Annotated in this window: 17 protein-coding genes; 16 read left to right on the top strand and 1 reads right to left on the bottom strand. The window is 67.8% G+C overall.

Annotated elements, in window-relative coordinates:
• The first annotated feature begins 760 nt into the window (after positions 1–760).
• From ACFUEJ_RS11075 to ACFUEJ_RS11045, 7 genes are all read left to right on the top strand, one after another.
• A complete protein-coding gene (locus ACFUEJ_RS11075) occupies positions 761–2,410 on the top strand; it encodes a cutinase family protein (protein WP_388029317.1) in 1,650 nt (549 codons plus the stop codon).
• Between the two features lie 145 nt (positions 2,411–2,555).
• A complete protein-coding gene (locus ACFUEJ_RS11070) occupies positions 2,556–3,080 on the top strand; it encodes a hypothetical protein (protein WP_014928866.1) in 525 nt (174 codons plus the stop codon).
• Between the two features lie 26 nt (positions 3,081–3,106).
• The gene (locus ACFUEJ_RS11065) at positions 3,107–3,925 is read left to right on the top strand and encodes a hypothetical protein (protein ID WP_388029314.1); all 819 of its coding nucleotides are present in this window, start codon (positions 3,107–3,109) and stop codon (positions 3,923–3,925) included.
• Positions 3,926–4,071: 146 nt separating this feature from the next.
• A complete protein-coding gene (locus ACFUEJ_RS11060) occupies positions 4,072–5,310 on the top strand; it encodes a hypothetical protein (protein ID WP_388029311.1) in 1,239 nt (412 codons plus the stop codon).
• 5 nt (positions 5,311–5,315) lie between these two features.
• Positions 5,316–5,945 carry a hypothetical protein gene (locus ACFUEJ_RS11055; protein ID WP_388029309.1) on the top strand — a complete coding sequence of 210 codons (630 nt, stop codon included), beginning with the start codon at positions 5,316–5,318 and terminating at the stop codon, positions 5,943–5,945.
• A 44-nt stretch (positions 5,946–5,989) separates the two neighbouring features.
• Positions 5,990–6,283, top strand: coding sequence for a hypothetical protein (locus tag ACFUEJ_RS11050; RefSeq protein WP_277244347.1), 294 nt, complete (start codon positions 5,990–5,992; stop codon positions 6,281–6,283).
• A 25-nt stretch (positions 6,284–6,308) separates the two neighbouring features.
• Positions 6,309–6,578 (top strand): hypothetical protein, encoded by a 270-nt coding sequence (locus tag ACFUEJ_RS11045; RefSeq protein ID WP_044508700.1) that lies wholly within the window; start codon positions 6,309–6,311, stop codon positions 6,576–6,578.
• Between the two features lie 19 nt (positions 6,579–6,597).
• On the opposite strand, the gene ACFUEJ_RS11040 is transcribed toward ACFUEJ_RS11045, so the two are convergent.
• The gene (locus ACFUEJ_RS11040; protein ID WP_280362045.1) at positions 6,598–6,723 is read right to left on the bottom strand and encodes a hypothetical protein; all 126 of its coding nucleotides are present in this window, start codon (positions 6,721–6,723) and stop codon (positions 6,598–6,600) included.
• Between ACFUEJ_RS11040 and ACFUEJ_RS11035 the strand changes: the two genes are divergently transcribed.
• The 9 genes from ACFUEJ_RS11035 (at position 6,722) to ACFUEJ_RS10995 (ending at position 17,170) form a co-directional block, all read left to right on the top strand.
• Entirely contained in the window at positions 6,722–7,198 is a 477-nt protein-coding gene (locus ACFUEJ_RS11035; protein ID WP_277244349.1) for a hypothetical protein, read from the top strand. The genes ACFUEJ_RS11040 and ACFUEJ_RS11035 overlap by 2 nt on opposite strands.
• Positions 7,199–7,203: 5 nt before the next feature.
• On the top strand, positions 7,204–8,100 hold the full coding sequence (locus tag ACFUEJ_RS11030; protein WP_388029306.1) for a hypothetical protein: 897 nt from the start codon (positions 7,204–7,206) through the stop codon (positions 8,098–8,100).
• A gap of 95 nt (positions 8,101–8,195) precedes the next feature.
• A complete protein-coding gene (locus tag ACFUEJ_RS11025) occupies positions 8,196–9,596 on the top strand; it encodes a hypothetical protein (RefSeq protein WP_388029303.1) in 1,401 nt (466 codons plus the stop codon).
• A 39-nt stretch (positions 9,597–9,635) separates the two neighbouring features.
• Complete coding sequence (locus tag ACFUEJ_RS11020) at positions 9,636–11,132, top strand: SCO6880 family protein (protein ID WP_388029300.1); 1,497 nt, start codon at positions 9,636–9,638, stop codon at positions 11,130–11,132.
• Positions 11,133–11,158: 26 nt separating this feature from the next.
• Positions 11,159–12,217 carry a hypothetical protein gene (locus ACFUEJ_RS11015; RefSeq protein WP_388029298.1) on the top strand — a complete coding sequence of 353 codons (1,059 nt, stop codon included), beginning with the start codon at positions 11,159–11,161 and terminating at the stop codon, positions 12,215–12,217.
• A gap of 19 nt (positions 12,218–12,236) precedes the next feature.
• The gene (locus ACFUEJ_RS11010; protein WP_388029295.1) at positions 12,237–14,198 is read left to right on the top strand and encodes a hypothetical protein; all 1,962 of its coding nucleotides are present in this window, start codon (positions 12,237–12,239) and stop codon (positions 14,196–14,198) included.
• Entirely contained in the window at positions 14,195–14,593 is a 399-nt protein-coding gene (locus ACFUEJ_RS11005; RefSeq protein WP_388029292.1) for a hypothetical protein, read from the top strand. The genes ACFUEJ_RS11010 and ACFUEJ_RS11005 overlap by 4 nt, the downstream gene beginning before the upstream one ends.
• A complete protein-coding gene (locus ACFUEJ_RS11000) occupies positions 14,586–16,610 on the top strand; it encodes a transglycosylase family protein (protein WP_388029289.1) in 2,025 nt (674 codons plus the stop codon). Before ACFUEJ_RS11005 ends, ACFUEJ_RS11000 begins: the two co-directional genes overlap by 8 nt.
• Positions 16,607–17,170, top strand: coding sequence for a hypothetical protein (locus tag ACFUEJ_RS10995; protein ID WP_277244357.1), 564 nt, complete (start codon positions 16,607–16,609; stop codon positions 17,168–17,170). Before ACFUEJ_RS11000 ends, ACFUEJ_RS10995 begins: the two co-directional genes overlap by 4 nt.
• The last annotated feature ends 40 nt before the right edge of the window (positions 17,171–17,210 follow it).

Genomic DNA, 17,210 nt, shown 5'->3' with positions numbered 1-17,210 from the left:
CGCAAAGCATCGGCCACACCCGCACTCTAGGCGCTATAGACCGCTCCGGGGCGTGCCCCCTACGGTATGCCACCAATGATCGTCTAACTTCGGTTTTCAATCGGTCTACTGTCGGGTTATAATAGGTATCGACGCTCGATAATTGATCGGTTACTGCACGGGTCAAGTTGCCGATTGAGCGGCTTTGGCACCTGGCGAGACCCATGTACACCACGTAGGCACAGGGTCTCTGTCTCGAAGTTTGACCCCGGCCGGACGCTGCAAAGTTTGGCGACTCGAACGGCGTCCGGACCGGGTGATTACCAGCTCGATGCGGTAAGTGCAGGCATCGAGGCGGGCGTTGAACAGTGTACCTGCGGGTATGCGCTGACAACGGTCGTCTGGGTGGGCTGCTCCTACAGCTTCGAGGAAACCCTTGGAGTGAAGGAACTCGCATGACGAACCTTCTTGAGCCCGATCCTCGTGGGCCAGATTGGTCTGGGCATGTCGCTGTCGACTCTCGATCGATCGCACAGGTCCCAGGCTCCGGAGAGGGACGGTCAGATTGCCGTCGAACAGTCCCTCTCCGGAGTGGTGGTTGGCGACTACGCGCGAGCGCGATTGATTTGCCGTCGAACGGCTCACGCGTAGTCACCCGAGGAGACAGCTCCCTGTCTGTCGATGGGGGGCTGTCCCGGTGACCAGTGTAGAGATGCATCGTCCTGTCCAGAGGGGTGGACAGGAGTCGCGACATTCGATCTGGGCCGCGACCTTGGCAGTCATGGCGACGGCCGTCATCGCCCTGGCCAATGTCGGGGTCGGGAACGTGTCAGCGGCGCCGGCGCAGCCGGGGGGCTGCCCTGGTCTGATGGTGTATGCGGTGCAGGGCACCGGCCAGTCGTCGCCAGACGCCGATCCGTCGAAGGACGCGGGCTTCCTGTCTCAGGTACTTCATCCGGCGATCACGGCCGCCCGCGGTGATATGGACCGCGCGTATGTGCCCTACGACGCCGGCTTCGGTGGTGCTGTAGCGGGCGGCAAGGTCCCGTACGAGCAGTCCGTTCAGGGCGCGGTCGCCAAGACACTGTCCTGGATCAAAGACAAAGCCGCCGCGTGCCCGGCCACGAAGTTCGGTCTGGTCGGCTACTCCCAGGGCGCTCACGTCACGCGGATCGTGTTGAACGACATCGTCGGTGGCAAAGCAGCGATCGGCGCCGACAAACTGGCTCTGCTGGCCAACCTCGGCGATCCTGGCCGTCCCGAAGGGGCTTCGTTGTTCCCCGGTAAGCCGGGGCAAACTTCTCCCGATCCGGTGCCGGGAACAAGCGGCGCGAACGTGTCCAAGGTCGTGGCGGTGTCGACGACCAACGCCCCGGGTGGCGGTATCGCCCCGGTCGGTGACGTCGAGGACACGTCGTACCAGGCCATCGCGGGGCGCTATCTGTCCGCGTGCACGCCCGGCGACCTCGCCTGCGATGCCCCGGCGAACGCACCGCTGGCGCGGTTGGTCACCAACATCGCGGGTCAGTCGGAACTCAACCCGGACGATCCGATCGGGTCGTTGTCGACGATCGCCGAAGCACTGGCATTGACCGCAGTCAAGACCGCGGTGCCGGTGGTCAATGAAGATGTCCAGGCGCCGGAGAACAACCTCGAATCCGTGAGTTACCAACCGCGACAGACCCTGTCAGAGCGGTTGGCCGTGGCCTCAGACCCTCGTACGCCCTTGCCGAGTGTCCAGGACGCGTTGTCGGCGGTCATCAAGGTGGGCACGATCGGGTTCAACGCGGTGAAGACCGTTGTGCAGACAGTCGCCACCCCGAGCACCATCGCCGCGATCGCTACTGCGGGTGCTGCGAATCCACTGGCCATCGTCGGCATTCTGGGCGCAAAGCTGGGCCAGGCAGCGGTCACGCTGGTTCCACCGGCAACCCAGGAACGTCTTGTCTCTGAGGCATTTACCGCGTTCAAGTCCGAGTTCCAAGCGAACTCCGACCTGTTCAAGGTGTCCTCGCTGTTGAAGTACTGGGATGCGGCCAAGCAGCACACGTCGTACTCGCAGGTGTCGGCCACGCCGACAGGCCAGCCCCCGACGAAGCTGATCGGTGATTGGATCGTGGCGGCCGCGCGCGACATCGCCGGCAAGGACGGCGCGCCGTCGAACTCGTCCGCTAGCGGCAGCGGCAGCGATGACTTTTCGTGGCTGTTCGGCGAGGGGTCCGCTGGTTCGTCGACGCTTCCATCGTTGACCACGACGTCGTTGCCGCCGAGCGCTGCGACGTCGGAACCGGCGTATCCGTGGGAGCTCGACACTTCGTCACCATCGGCTTCGTCCGAGACGGTTCCCTCAGGGTCCTCACCGGTCCCGCAATCCACACCTCCTGGCGGCGCGTCCGGCCTTCCGCCGTTCCTCAGCGGGGCCTCGCAATGAGTCTGACCGTCCTCTCGGCCAGCCCTTCCCGCGTGTGCGGGCGCGGGTTGTGCCGCGCTTGTGGTGGTGGTCGAACCACCACCTCCAGCTAGACCCTTCCTCTCCACTAGCGCACTCAACGAATCACTCCGGAAGGAGCGAGTACATGTTCAGTGACAGTGCAATCCGGCCCCCGTTCGGGGGACATGCCTCTCACAACCCCGGCCATCCGAACCGTCCCATCAACCCGCAGGGTGGTGAGCCGGCGTGGTTGAGTCCTATCGATCTGATCACCGCAGTCACCGACCCGGCCACGTCGGTGGTCCTGACCGATGAGAACGGCTGCGCGTCGACTCGATGGGGGATGGGCAACGGCCTCAGCATCACGCGGCTCAAAGAGGCTTACGACGAACGGGCGCGGTGCGTACTGCCCGGTGACCGCGGCTACCGCCTCGACGCGAACAGCGTTGTGCTGGTGGTCGGCTCGAACGGCTCGTTGCCGGACGAGCTGCTGGTCGGCGCCACCTACCGCGACGTGTTCGACGACACGCTGCACACCATCGATCCGTTCTCGCTGACCGCGGTCCGGCGCGGTGTGTTCGGCGATGAACATCCCCTGCACTGGCACCTCGCCGCGTGCGATCGCTGGACCCGCGCATACCGCCACGGGAACGAGGTGACGTTCGGATGAGCACTGATTGGCAGAACGACCCGAGCGTGCAGTCCTGGCTGCACACCAGCGAGCCTCACTCCGACCAGCTCACCGAGTGGGTTGACGACCCGACGCACCCCGAGCAGGACATCACAGCAGGGGGCGTTGACCAGGTCGACGACACTTACAGCTACGCCCCACTCGATGACGCTGAATCTGATGACGCCGATTTCGGGGAGGTCGCCGAGCCCGCAGTCGAGGAGCCCCCGTACACCGATAACGTCTATGCCGCAGCGCCATTCACACGAAGTGCGCCCGCTCCGGCCCCGGTTCGACGTCGGGACCGCCGGTGGCTGCTGATCGTGGCGGCTGCCGTTGTGGTGGCGGTCATGGGGCTAGTGGCGATCGCGGTCATGATCCGGGGCCTGGTCAGCAGCGGCGGCGAGGACGGCATCACCGATCCGGTTGCTGCGATGGACACCCCGGACCCGTTCTCCGATGCGGTGGAATGCCCCTCGACCAGTGATGGAGCCACCACTACCGGCCGCGACCCGGGCGACCTGACGTCGGGCCCGAACGTGATCAAAGCGTTCAACTACGCCTACTTCCACTGGCGTTCGGGACCGGCCGCGCGGGCGATGGCCTCGTCCAATGTCGAGGGCATCGGCAGCGCCGTCGATTTGCAGTCGAGCATCGACACGCTCAATCCCCAAGCGCGGTACTGCCTGTCGATTGAGGAGACCGGTTCCAACACCTATCGCGTGGCGGTCACGTTGATCCTGCCCGACGGCACCCGCGACCCCGACCCCGATGTCCAGAACATCACCACCACCCAGATCGGCGAACGCACCTACATCGCGTCTGTCACACGAAACAAGAAATAGAAAGGTCACCCCCTCCCATGTACATCACCTCACCAGCGGTCACGTCTCCGCGGTTCGACACCCCGCCCCGGCGGTCGCGGGCACAACGCCGGCACCGCACCGCCCCACCAGCCACCCCATTCGTCGGGACAGTGCTTGCCGCGCTGATGGTTTCCGGTTCCTTCGGAGCCACCCTCCTGGTCGACAGCCCGGCCGCAGCCTACGAACAGGGCGGTATCGACCAGGGCGAGACCGACGATGGATTCGAGCAGGGTGGGGTCGGCGGTGGCGGCGACGACGCAACCCCACCGGTCGCACCTCCGCAGCAGACTGCGCCGAGCTACAACTACAACCCCGGTCCGGGCGCTATCCCGGCACCGCCCCTGGAAGCGCCATACCGGCCCTACGCCGATCCGCAGGCGTACAACCAGCCCAACTACGACACCGTCTACAACCCGGCGCCGCCGCGGGCCTACACCCTGCCCCGCCCGGTCGCGCCGGTCCGCCCAATTGCCCCGCCCCCGAAGACGTTGCGCGTGGGCAACTTCCTCGTCGAGGAAGACCAGCTCAAACGCGATGCTCCCTGGCTGACCGACCGTCAGCGGGTCTCGATCAACGAGTGGTCGGCCTATGGCGAAGCAAAGATCGCCCAGGGCCTCATCTCGGTCGGGGTTCCCGAGGACGAAGCGTCCCGCCAGGCTGCCGCCACCATCATCGGTGTGGCGCTCGGCGGCACCGCAGGTGCGGTCGCCCTCGGCGTGCCCGCAGCAGTGACCGGCGGTGTCGGTGGCGCGTTGATCGGTACCGGCGTGGGAGCCGTCATCGGGTCGACCATGGTGGTGCCCTTCCCCGGCGCGCACACCGGAACGGGCGCGGCGATCGGTGCGGCCGCCGGTGCGGCGATCGGTGCCGCGGCCCTGGGTATCCCCGCGGCGATCGTCGGCGGTGTAGCCGGTGGAACGGCCGGTGGACTCCTCGCGCACGCCCTTGGTGCCGGAGATCCGGGTGCGAACCCGCGTCAGCCCGGGCTGCCCGGCCAGCCCGACCCGAACCGCCGCGTCCCGCAACCGCCGCGTCCGCAACCGGCTCCGCTGCCCAATCCCGGCGCCAATCAGTTCGAGGTGCATCTGCCCGCCGGCCAAGCCGCCAAAGCTGGTCTGCCCGCAGTGCACTACCAGGTCAACGTCGGTGGCGATGTCAACGCCGAGACCACCATCGGCGGCCAGACCTACACCGCCAACTGGACCGCGGAGCAGGCCGACGCCCCCTACAAGGCACTCGGTGGTGCCGCCGATCAGGTGCGCAAGACCGTCACCGACGCTGCCGTCGACCTCTCCCGACAGGCGGAGAAGGCAGTCCCGGGTCTCAAGGTCACCTTCCCACAGCTCACGCCGAAGGGGGCATAACAACGATGGCCGCGAGTGTGGAGACGGTGTCGGCGCACAACGCCGGAGCGATTCGGGGTGCGTCGATTTTGCCGCCGAGCGCGTCGGAGATGTTGGGGCGGCGCACGACACGGTTACCGGCGCATCTGGTGGCGGCCGTGGGCTGTCATGGCGGTGCCGGAGTGTCCACGCTCGCGGCCCAGCTCGAACATGTCGGCGATTCCGGCCAGTTGTGGCCAGGGCGGGCCGACGAGCCACCGTTCGCGGTACTCGTTGCGCGGGAATCGGCGCGCGGCCTGGCCGCGGCGTCGCTGGCCGCGCGCCAGTACGCGACGAACAATGCGCCAGCACATGTGCAGCTGCTGGGGTTGGTGCTGGTAGCCGGGCGGAAGGGAAAGCCGACCGCCCGGCTCCGCCGCGATCGCGAATTGCTTGTCGGGTCCGGGCTTTTCGCGCACGTGTGGCACGTCGCCTGGCACGACTACCTCGTCGACACCCCGCTCAACGAGCTGCCCTCGACCGGTCCCGACCCGGCCCCAGCGGCGCGGCGCACCGATCCGCGCACCGTCGTCACCCCGGACATCGCCGCCGTCGGCCAAGGCCTTCGTGACGCCGCAGTCGCGGTGATGTCAGGCGACGCCGGCACAACCCCATAACGGCACAACTCCACAACCTCCACCCTCACGAGAAGGAAGAGATCATGCTCCAGTCCACGCTCGCCTCGGCCAAAGCCACCACCACCTACGTGGCGTTCAACCCCATCCCGATTCCCGGTTTGTCGGACCGCCTCAACACATTCGGCGGGTGGGTCACCTTCCTGGCCTACTTCGCCACCGCCGTGGCGATCGTCGTCGGTGGCGGGTACATCGCCTTCGACAAGATCACCGACCGCGGCGACAACAAGGGCGTGAAGATCGCGATCGGCGCGGTTGTCGGGACGATGCTGATCGCGACCAGCGCCACGATCATCCAGGCTGCGGGCGGGCAGGGGTGAGCCGTGCGGACCGAAAGCTACAGCGATGAACACCACCATGACAGTGGCGTACGCGAAACTGCCTACCGAGGTGATGAACAACATCACCCTGATCGGCGGCTGGTTCGTGTTCGTAGCCAACATGCTCGCACTCGTGCATCTGGTCTTTCTGGGCGCCTCGATCGCGTTCGACAAGGTGCGCGAGCATCCACTCGCACAGATCACCGCGGGGGAGTGGTTCACCAAGATCATCTTCGGGGTGTGGGTGGTCGCGATCGCCGGCAACCTCGCCGCGGCGGTGCTGGTCTTCGGCTGATCGCTGCTCTCGTTGCCGCCTACGCGCTGGCCGGGTTGCTGACGGGATGCGGATCAGACCCCGACACCGCCACACCGTCGACGCCGCAACAGATTCCGTTGACGACGCCACCCACCGAGCTGCGATGGGTGGAGTTCAACGGCATGCGCATTCCCCAAGCCGCCGAAGGCCCCACCGAGGTGACAGATGCCGTCGCTCCGGAAGGGTTCGACCGCACACCGCCGGGAGCTGGGCTGGCCGCGGTCAATGCCATCGTGCGTCTCTCGGTAGCGCTCGATGACCAGTGGCCGCAGGTGGTCCGTGAACTCATCGCACCTGGACAGACGCGAGATGACTTCATCACCAACCGCATTCAGCTGTCGACCACCTCGGGTGTACCCGCTGGTCAGGCCCCGCAAGTACAGGGCTGGAAACTGACCGCGTTCACCCCCGACAAGACGTCCGTCGACATCTACACCCGGCTGCCGGACGGCTCAATGACGGTCAACCACACCACGGTCGTGTGGGCACCCGCGTTCGGTGATTGGCGGCTGCTGCTGCCCGACGCCGCGGCGGGCGCCTCACCGGTGGACGCGATCACGGCCACGCCGACCGACATGGTCGCACTGACAGGAGCCTAGCCATCATGAGCACCCCTGATCCTCGCGAGGACCTCGGCCGCCTTGCGGCGCTGCACTCACTGCGCCAGTCCGGCGGCTACAAAGGCACCACCCTGGTGCTGTCGCTGCTGGTGTTGACCATCGTCATCGGCATGGCCGTGCTGGTCGCCGTCCGCGGCGACGATGACGATACGTCGGCTCCGCCACAGGTCACCGCCACGGACACACCGACGTCGGGTACGCCGCAAACCCCGGTCACCCGGCTGCCCGACGACGCGTTCGGGGTGCCCACCACCGACACCCGCGGCCGCCGGGTGGAAACCCCGACCAACCCGCTCGGCCAGGTCCTCCCGCAGACCACCGATCCCTCGGACACCGATGAGCCTGAGGCTGTGCTCCCACCACCGGAGGGATTGATGTGGCAGCGCGTGTACGGCGCGACGATCCCGTTCTCCACCTCGGACGGTCCGACCGCGATCAGCACAGACGGGGTACCCACCGGGTTTGCCCACACCCCGCAGGGCGCGGCGCTGGCGGCCTGGCAAATCGGCCAGCGCGCCACCTGGGCACCTGATGACCAGAACATCGCGCTCCTTGATCGCGCAGCCGTGGTCTCTGAGGCCGCTCGTCCCGAGGCCGACACTCTGCGCACCAATGGCGCGCAAGTCTATGCCGGTAACCCTGAGTTGCCCGCGCAGATGCGGGATGTGCCGGTCGCGGTCCGTATCACCACCTACTCGAAGGACTTCGCCCACGTCGAGTTCGCCCAACCTCTCAATCGTGACGACGGCTTCACCGCCATCTCGGTCGGTGTCGACATGGTCTGGCGCAACGGTCAGTGGAAATGGGTGGTCCCCGAACCCGGCAACGATCCCAGCCGCCTGCTGATTTCGACCACTGGCGATGGGTGGACCCCATGGTGAACCACCACAACGACTCTCACCTCCGGGAAACGCGTTCCGGCCGACGGGGGCGTCTGCGCACTTTTCTGACCGGCCGCCGGACCCATGTAGCGGTCGTGGTGGCGCTGATTGTCGCGACGGTGTCGTCGTGGGCCGGTGCCGGCAGGGCCGCCGCGAACCCGCTGTGCGACGTCGCGGGCCCGTTGAGCCGCGCGGTGTGCGGCGCCGCGGGCAACGCGGCCAGCAATGTGGCCGGCAGTGTGGTCGGCGGGTCGTTCGAGAAGATCGTCAACTCGCTGCTCGAGGGCTACCAGACGATCCTGACGTGGGCGTTGGCGTGGTGGATCAAGCTGCCGAACCCGCAGTTGGACAACAGTTCCTCCCTCATGCAGGAAGTGCACGACCACACCCTGCAAATCCAGATCGTGGGCCTGACGTTCTCGCTGATGTTCTTCGGCCTGCGGATGATGATCGACCGCAAACGCTCCATGGCCGATGACGCCGAGGAGGGCTTCAAACTGATCTTCCGCTCGGCGATGGCCACCGCCGCGATCCCGCTGGCACTGACCGTCGGCGGGCAGATCGCCGACGGCATCTCCAACTGGCTGGTCAGCGAATCAGTGACCGCAGGCGGCGGCAACGGCGACGTCATCAAGAACTTCCTCAAACTCAACTTGCTGACCAACTCCGCGCTGGGCACCACCGCCATCGGCATCTTCGCCCTCGTCGGATTCCTCGGAGCCTTCTTGCAGTTGGCGTTGCTGGTGGTGCGTGAGGCGATGCTGCTGCTGGTCGTCGCCGCGCTGCCGGTGGCCGCGGCGTTCTCCGGCACCGGCCCCGGGTCGCAGAGCTATCAGCGGCTCGTGGCCTGGTCGGTGGCGTTCCTGCTGTTCAAACCCGTCGGCGCGCTGACCTACTTCGTGGCTTTCCGTGCCGGGGCCTCCAAAGACAACGCCCAACAGGTCGTGCTCGGCATGGTGCTGATGATGCTGTGCGCGTTCGTATTACCCGCACTGATGCGTTTGATTGCCCCTGCTGTGGCGAGCATGGGGGGCGGCGGCTCGGGTGCCGCGGCGGCCGGCGCGGCCATCGGTGCCGGCGTCGCGGCGGGCAAGGTCGCGGCCATGGCCGCCTCGGGCGGGGCGACCGCCGGGGCCAGCGGCGGTGCGAGCGCGGGCGGCATGTCCTCGATAGCCGGTCGCGGCGGCGGTGGACCCTCGGGCGGGATCTCCACGGCATCGGCGCCCTCACCGCCACCACCGTCGGGCGGTGGCGGCCCCGGCGCCCAACCCGCCCTCTCCGGCGGCCAGGGCGGACAGGCCAGCTCCGGCGGCGGCGGTGGTCCCACGTCCGGGCTGGGCGACGCCATGGGTTCGGCCGGCGGGCTCGCCGGGGCAGCCATGCAAACCGTCGCCGACAGCGTCGAATCCGAAGTCGAATCCACCAGCTCCGACCCGTCACTGAGTAGTCCGCCGCCGATGCGTTCGGGTTGGAACGAACACGCCATGGCGCACTAGCCGCCCACCCCATCTCTCTGACTGTCGAAAGAGGTTGTCATGACAGACAAAGCCGGCACCCGCCGATTGCTGTACCGCCCGGCCGCGGCGTTCCGGTCCTCCGGCGCGTTCGGGTTCACCATGTTCTCGACGATGGTGCTGCTGGTGTTCATGTTCGTCGCCGTTGTGGGCCTGATGCTGCCGCTGCCCGGTGTGATCAAGTTCTTCGGGCTGCCGTTCACGCTGGCAGTGCTGTTTGTGCCGCTGGTGGTGTCGCTGCGGGGGCGCTCAGCCTGGGAGCTGGGCATGGGTGCACGCTCGGTGTCGAAGGCCCGCCGTAATGGTGAGACTCTGCTGCGGTCCGGGCCGTTCACGATGATCCCCGACGGCACCCCACTACCGGGGCCGCTGGCGACGGCCGAGACGTTCGACTTCTCACCCGGCGACGGGTCGGCACCGTTCGGTCTGATCAGGTTGTCGTCGAAGAACTTCTACACCCTGGTGCTACGGACCTGGCCCCAGGGCGGGGAGTGGAATGACCAGCCTGTGCGCGATCGCTGGGTCGCCCGCCTCGGAGACATGCTCACCTTCCTCGGGCAATCGCCGGACTTCGTGGCCGCGACAATCACCATGGAGACGCTGCCCGAGTCGGGGATGCGGGCCTCGACAATCGTGCGGTCCCGGCTCAAGGACACAGCACCGGCGCTGGCCCGCAAGATCATCATCGAAGCCACCGAAGCGGTACCGACCGCCGAAGTGCGCCTGGAAGCCCGGATCGGATTGACCTGGCGCGCGGACACCATGCACCGCAAACGCGATGCCACCGACATGGGCAACGAGTTGGCGCGTCGTCTCGGACGGATTCGGGACTACTGCCACGCCGCCGGTCTGCGGGTGCGGCCGATGCTCGAACGCGAAATCTGCGCGATCGCCCGCCGCAGTTTCTCCCCAGCCGACGAGCTCGACCTCGAGATCGGGCTGATGAGCGGGGAACCGATGCGCCTGCGGTGGGAAGACTGCGGACCGACCTCGGCCTCAGACCAACACGGCCGCCTGCTTCACGATGCGGCGCAGTCGATGTCGTGGACGATGCGCAACGAACCCGAGGCGCCGTTCGACTCCAACGTACTTGTCGATCTGCTGTCCCCCCACAGCGACGTACCCCGCAAACGAGTCACCTTCGTCTACCAGCCCTACACCCCGGCCCAAGCCACCACCATCGTCAACAAAGACCACAACGATGCCCGCCAGGCCGTGCGCACCCACGTCGGCAAACTACCCGAACGCGCACTGGTACGCCTGGACAGCGCCGAAGACGCCCGCAAGGAACAAGCTCGCGGTGCGGGCGTGACCCGGGTGTCGATGATCGTGACCGCCACCTGCCCGATCGGCGCCGATACCCAGAAGATCGACACCCTCGTCACCGATCTGGGCCTCTCGGCGGCCACCCCACTCGAACCGGCCCGCGACGAACAACTCGTCACCTTCTGCGCCGGACTGGGTTTCGGCGTCGTGCTCTCCGAAGAGAGCACCGTCTCCGACAAGCTCGCCGCCTAACCGGGACAGAAAGGACCACCCCGCCAATGCCGACGCTCCCGGCCCTGACCTCGTTGCTGCAGCGCTCACGCGCCCGCCTGTCCACCTCGGCGACGACGCTGCCCCAAATCAACACCGTCCTGTCGATCACCGAACACCGCTCGGCCGGCGGTCACGACTACGGCCTGATCCGGGCACACGCCACCGGCCACTACACGGTGATCCTCGCCGCGACCGGGGCGACACTGCGCGACTGGCAGCAACTGTGCGACTACACCCGCATCGACTTCGGCGCCGACGCCTGGGATGTCGTCGCGGTCACCGCAGTCGCCGACCACTTCCCCCGCACCGACACCGCCCACCGGCAGTGGATGATCCCCGAGGGCCATCACCACCTCGACGTCGCCGACCTCGCCACCGACACCTATCTCGCGGTGACCTTCGTCGCGGCCACCTCAGCAACGAAGTCCACTCCCGACGAAATGGCCGTGGAAGTGGGCCGGCGCCTGCACACCCTGATCGGGTCCCTGCACGCCGCCGGGCTGCCCACCACACCGCTGACCGCAGCACAGGTCGCCGCGGTCGGAGTGCGGGCCTACCGCGGCGGCCTGGCCGACGACCCGGCGCCCGCATTCGCCGACATCGCACCGGACTCGACACCACACCGGGTGCGCGATGCGTTCTGCCACAACGACCTGCACTCGGCGACATGGGTGATCGCCCCACACGTGCTCGAACCGCCCCACGCGATGGGTTCGGTACTGGCCCAGCTCCTCGAGCGGGACCCAACCACCCCACGCACCCGGCTGGCGATCACCTGGCGAGCCACCCGGATCGCCGAGACCATCCACCCCGATGACCCGATCCGACTCACCTTCGAGCCCGCTCTGCAGCGGTTCGGCGCGACGCTGACGATCACCGAGCCGCGCCCTCGTACCCCGTCGGTGGACTCCGTGCGCGACCGGTTGCCGCTGTTCGCCCGCCTCGGCGTGCGCAACGGCTATGACCGCCACGCCGAACTGTTCGCCGCCGGCATCGGACTCGGGGTGTTGCTGCCCGAACACGGCGACATCACCGACGAAGCCCTGCGCCACCGCCACCGCTAACCGATTGCGAGACGCCACCATGACCGTCACCGACCTCCGTAAAACCACCACCGCCGCTGGTGGCGACACCACCGCGCCCTCGACGTTGCGCCTGGACGCCGGCGCCGCCTCAGCCACCCCACCGAGCGCCAAAGAACGCTCCACCAAGCCGACGATGTTCTACGACGACGACACCCGCGAGGACCTGCTCGACACCGCCCGCAGCGGTGGCGTCAACGGCTACCTCGCCCGACAGAAACTCGGCAACGACGCCCGCCGCCGGGAACGCCACGAAGCCGCCGTTGCCCGGCCGATCCAGTTCGATGTGCCCGCCCTGATCCGCACCAACCGGGGCTTCGACGGGCGTGGCGGCGGCCACGTCGCCCACGTGCGCCGCCCCAACGAACTGCGCGGCACCACCGCGCACGTTCCGGGGTTCTATCCGTTCCCCATCGGCGCCTCAGCCCCCCTGGACGGCGCGCCCGTCGGCTCGCACCTCGACACCGGCCAACCCGTCGGGTTCGACCAGATCGGCTGGTTCGAGGCCGGCCAGATCACCGCACCGTCAGCGATGGTGTTCGGCCTCAACGGATTCGGCAAAAGCACGCTCAACCGGCGCATCGTCTGCCACGACCTCGCGACCGGGGTCCGGCCGCTCATCATGGGCGATCACCGACCCGACTTCGTCAACATGATGCGTCAGATGGTCCTGCACGACAGCACCGGCCGGGTGCAGTACCGCGAGGACGGTGTCACCCCGGTCACCCCGCAGGTCACCAGCGTCGGATTCGACTCGCCGATGAATCCGCTGGCCGTGGGCACCTTCGGCAACCTCATCGCCCGATTGCCCGCCGCGGCCCGCCAACTCGCCGAACGCGAAATGCGGGCCCGCCAGGTCACCGCCGCGACCGGCCTGCTCGAGATCAGTTCCGGCCGCCCGATCGCTCCGCATGAGGAGACCCTGCTGACCACCGCGTTGCGGGTGCTCTACGGCACGGCCAACGAGTTCACCTTGACCAATGCGCCCCTGCCCGGCGATGTGCTCACCCTGCTGCGTCAGGTCCCGCAAACCCTCATCGACGCCACCGCCCGCGACGCCGATACCAATCCCGAACTGCGCCGCGCCCACCAGGACCTCCTCGATGCCTCCGGCGCCCTGGGCCGTCGACCCCATGACGCGATCGCCGTCGACCGCTACCTGCTGCTGACCGAGAACCTGCGCCAGTCGCTCGATCAGCTGGTGTCGGGGCAGTTCGGCGAGATTTTCAACGCCCCCACCAAAGAGCCCATCGATATCGACGCACTCGGGGTGTGCGTGGACATGTCCCGGCTGCCGGCCAACGCCCGCAAGCTGCGCGCCGCGGTGCTCCTGGCGTGCTGGTCGGACGGGTTCTCCGCCGTCGAAGCCTCGCATCTGCTCTCCGATCACGGCCTGCAAGAGCCCCGCAACTACGACCTGGTGTGCGACGAGTTCTCGCTGGTGCTCGGTGTGGGCAACGGCATCGTGTGGCGCGTCGACGAAGTGACCCGCGTCCAGCGCGAACAGGGCACCGGCAGCCTGTTCACCACCCACACCGTCAAGGACCTCCAGGCGTTCGACTCGATGGAAGATCGCCAGCGCGCCATGGGCTTTCTCGACCGCGCCCGGGTCAAGGTGTGCTTCCCGCTGCCCGAGGACGAAGCCTCGCTGATGGAGGGCAAGGTCAACCTCAACGAGAAAGAAGCCGCCACCCTCGCCGAGTGGGCCACCACCCCCCGCGGCATCGACGACCCGGTCGTCTCCGAGATCAGCGAATCGGCCTGGGCCGACGGGGTCCGCGCGACCGGCACCGAAACCAACACCGTCCCCCCGGGTATGGGCAAGTTCTTGATCAAAGAGGGTGAGCAGCCCGGTATCCCGGTGCAGATGCGGTTGACCGCCACCGAGCGCGCCACCGAGATGCACAACACCAACAAGCGCTTCGCCCGCGGCCGCGGCGCCAAGTCCGGATCCGCGGCATGAGCACCGACAGCGACCCGGGGGTGGCCACCCCGATCGACCCGCACCCCAGTGCCTGGGAGCAGGTGCAGGACTGGGTGATCGAACCCAACCCGCGCCGCACCGCCCACTCCGAGGAAGTCCGGCGACTGGCCGTGCGCGCCGTGGCTGAGCTACTCGCTCGCACATCGCTGTCGCTGACCGCCGCGGCCGCCGACGTCGCCGCCAACATCGGCGCCGGCACCAACAGCGTCATGCGGTGGTGCCGAGCAGCCGGGGTCGGCCGCGACGTCACCGCCCGCGACCGCGAATGGGCCACCCGCCTCGACGTCATGCGCTCGATGAACAAGGCCCTCACCGAGCACGTCCGCGACCTCGACACCACCACCGCCGACTATCGGGGTCTGCCTCGTGGGTGAGGGCAACGCCTCCAAACTGCTGGTGCCGCTGCTGGCACTGGTGATGGGGTTCTTCGCCTCATGCACAGTCATCATCTCCGTGGCCGGCGACGACGACGCGTGTCTGCCGCTGACCAGCGGTGTCGACCAACCCGCCGACGCCTCCCTCTCACCCGGCGCCAAGGTCAAGCCGATGAAAGTCAAGGACTTTCAGATCACCTCCGGCTACGGGATGCGCGACGGGGCGATGCACGAAGGCATCGACCTGGCCGGGGCAGTCGGCGCACCGATCTATGCCGCCGCCGACGGCACCGTCACCGCCGCCGGGACCGCCTCAGGGTTCGGGCACTGGATCGTGCTCACCCACAACATCAACGGGCACGTGTGGTCCACGGTCTACGGGCACATGTTCGCCGACGGCGTGCTGGTCAAAGCCGGCCAGAAAGTCACCTCCGGACAACACATCGCCAAGCTCGGCAACGACGGCCAATCCACCGGCCCGCACCTGCATTTCGAGGTGTGGGATGGCGGGCACCGCGACTTCACCGGCGGCCGATCGGTCGACCCAGCCGGGTGGGTGTCCACCAGCCCCGAACCCGGCGCCGCCCCGGCCGGGCGAGCGCCCGCCCAACCGGGCGGGCCGCGGATACTCACCGCACCCCGGGTCCTGCCCGCCGCCGACGTGGTCACCGCCGCCGACTGGGATGCCGTGGCCAAGCACGAATCCGGCGGCAACTGGAAGATCAACACCGGCAACGGCTACTACGGCGGATTGCAGTTCGCGGCCTCGACCTGGACCGGCGCCGGCGGCGCGCAGTACGCGCCGACCGCCGACAAAGCCACCCGCGAACAGCAAATGGAGGTCGCCAACCGCGTCCTGGGTTCCCAAGGCTGGAATGCCTGGCCGACCACCTCCAAGACCGCCGGGGTCACCGGCAAGAAACCCGCACCCGCAGGCACCTTTCTCAACGCCGCCGCGGTGCCGCCACCAGCGGGCGCCCCCAGCGGCCCGCCCGCACCGTCAGGGCCGTCGGGCCCGCTGCCGCCGCTGCCGAAATCCAAGGGCTCCGAAGCGCACTTCCAGGTCGACACCATCCGCCTCGCCCGCGCGATCGCCGCCAAGTTCCCCCAGATCCAGACCATCGGCGGCTGGCGCGCCGACGGCGGCGGCTACAACGACCACCCGTCCGGTCGCGCCGTCGACGTCATGATCCCCAACTACACCTCCGCACAAGGGATCGCGCTCGGCAACGCCGTCAACAAATACATCCTCGACAACAAGAAGCACTTCAAGCTCGAGTACACGATCTGGCGTCAGACCTACTACCCGGCCGTCGGCAAGTCCAACGTCATGAACGACCGCGGCGACCCCACCCAGAACCACTTCGACCACGTCCACGCCACCGTCGAAGGCCACGGCATGCCCCGCGGCAATGAGGTCTACACCGCGCCCGGTATCACCGGCGGGATCGGCGCCGACGAGGGCGTCGACTGCGGCCCGGTCGAGGACCAGCACGGCGGGGGAGTCGACAACCTCGCCGCCGGGCGGGTCCCACCGGCCTACGAGCCGTGGTTCCGCAAAGCCGGGGTGCTGTGCCCGCAGATCAGCTCGGCGTTCCTCGGCGGGATCGGTAAGCAGGAGACCGGGTTCAACGCCTCCTTGGTGTCCCCGGCAGGGGCGAAGGGGCCGATGCAGTTCATGGACTACACCTACCCGTCCTGGGCCAAAGACGATGACGGCAACGGCCGCGCCTCGGCCACCGACATCGGTGACGCCGTCATGGCCGCCGGCCGGTTCTCGTGCGCGAACGCCAAACAGATCGACGCCGCGATCGCTTCTGGGCGGGTGAAAGAACCCGCCGAGGGCCGCGAAATTCTCTACGCCTACGCCTACAACGCCGGAGTCGGCGCGGTCCTCAATGCCGGCGGAACACCCACCGGCGGCGACTACGACACCCAGACCCGCCCGTACGGCCAGAAAGTCATCGCCTACGCCAAACAGTTCGCCGATCAAGGACTTCCGGAGAAGAACCGATGAACCACCACCGCCATCACCACCGTCGCCACCACCACCTGCTGGCCGTCATCGCGATCGTGCTGATCGCCGCACTGGCCGGATGCTCCGGCAGCGACGACACCACCGAACACGCACACGGCCACGATGACCACGGCGAGCACTACAGCACCCCGCCCGGCCTGCCCGATCGCGCCGAACCGATCGGGGTGTTCACCACCACCGTGACCACCATGTTCAGTTGGCAACCCGCCACCGACACCTCACCCACCGACGCGCTGCGCCGCACCCGCGCCACCCTCACCGGCCAGGCACTGGCCTCGGCGGACAGCCCCGCCACAGTGCGGCCCAGCGCCCAGTGGGGCGCCTGGAAGCAATCCCTCGACGTCATCACCGCCCGCGTCGACAACGCCTCGGCAGTGCTGATCTCACCGCAGAAGGCCAGCGCGCACGGCACTGTCACCCAAACCGTGCTCGGCATCGACGCCACGGTGACCTCCTACCGAAAGTTCACCGTCACAGCCGAACTCGTCCGCATCGACGGCCACTGGAAAGTCGCCACCTACCCCCGCGCCGACACCTGACCACCGACCGCCCAACACCGCCCCTCGAAGGAAGGCACGC

Origin of the sequence: Gordonia sp. NPDC057258, assembly GCF_042668985.1 — a bacterium.
Lineage (GTDB): Bacteria > Actinomycetota > Actinomycetes > Mycobacteriales > Mycobacteriaceae > Gordonia > Gordonia hongkongensis.
This window is presented reverse-complemented; position numbering and strand designations above follow the sequence as displayed.

Excerpts from the sequence above, each read along its gene's own strand:
- ACFUEJ_RS11075 (WP_388029317.1), top strand. The coding sequence starts at position 761 with ATGGCGACGGCCGTCATCGCCCTGGCCAATGTCGGGGTCGGGAACGTG.
- ACFUEJ_RS11070 (WP_014928866.1), top strand. The coding sequence starts at position 2,556 with ATGTTCAGTGACAGTGCAATCCGGCCCCCGTTCGGGGGACATGCCTCT.
- ACFUEJ_RS11060 (WP_388029311.1), top strand. The coding sequence starts at position 4,072 with ATGGTTTCCGGTTCCTTCGGAGCCACCCTCCTGGTCGACAGCCCGGCC.
- ACFUEJ_RS11055 (WP_388029309.1), top strand. The coding sequence starts at position 5,316 with ATGGCCGCGAGTGTGGAGACGGTGTCGGCGCACAACGCCGGAGCGATT.
- ACFUEJ_RS11050 (WP_277244347.1), top strand. The coding sequence starts at position 5,990 with ATGCTCCAGTCCACGCTCGCCTCGGCCAAAGCCACCACCACCTACGTG.
- ACFUEJ_RS11045 (WP_044508700.1), top strand. The coding sequence starts at position 6,309 with ATGAACACCACCATGACAGTGGCGTACGCGAAACTGCCTACCGAGGTG.
- ACFUEJ_RS11035 (WP_277244349.1), top strand. The coding sequence starts at position 6,722 with ATGCGCATTCCCCAAGCCGCCGAAGGCCCCACCGAGGTGACAGATGCC.
- ACFUEJ_RS11040 (WP_280362045.1), bottom strand. The coding sequence starts at position 6,723 with ATGCCGTTGAACTCCACCCATCGCAGCTCGGTGGGTGGCGTCGTCAAC.
- ACFUEJ_RS11030 (WP_388029306.1), top strand. The coding sequence starts at position 7,204 with ATGAGCACCCCTGATCCTCGCGAGGACCTCGGCCGCCTTGCGGCGCTG.
- ACFUEJ_RS11020 (WP_388029300.1), top strand. The coding sequence starts at position 9,636 with ATGACAGACAAAGCCGGCACCCGCCGATTGCTGTACCGCCCGGCCGCG.
- ACFUEJ_RS11015 (WP_388029298.1), top strand. The coding sequence starts at position 11,159 with ATGCCGACGCTCCCGGCCCTGACCTCGTTGCTGCAGCGCTCACGCGCC.
- ACFUEJ_RS11010 (WP_388029295.1), top strand. The coding sequence starts at position 12,237 with ATGACCGTCACCGACCTCCGTAAAACCACCACCGCCGCTGGTGGCGAC.
- ACFUEJ_RS11005 (WP_388029292.1), top strand. The coding sequence starts at position 14,195 with ATGAGCACCGACAGCGACCCGGGGGTGGCCACCCCGATCGACCCGCAC.
- ACFUEJ_RS10995 (WP_277244357.1), top strand. The coding sequence starts at position 16,607 with ATGAACCACCACCGCCATCACCACCGTCGCCACCACCACCTGCTGGCC.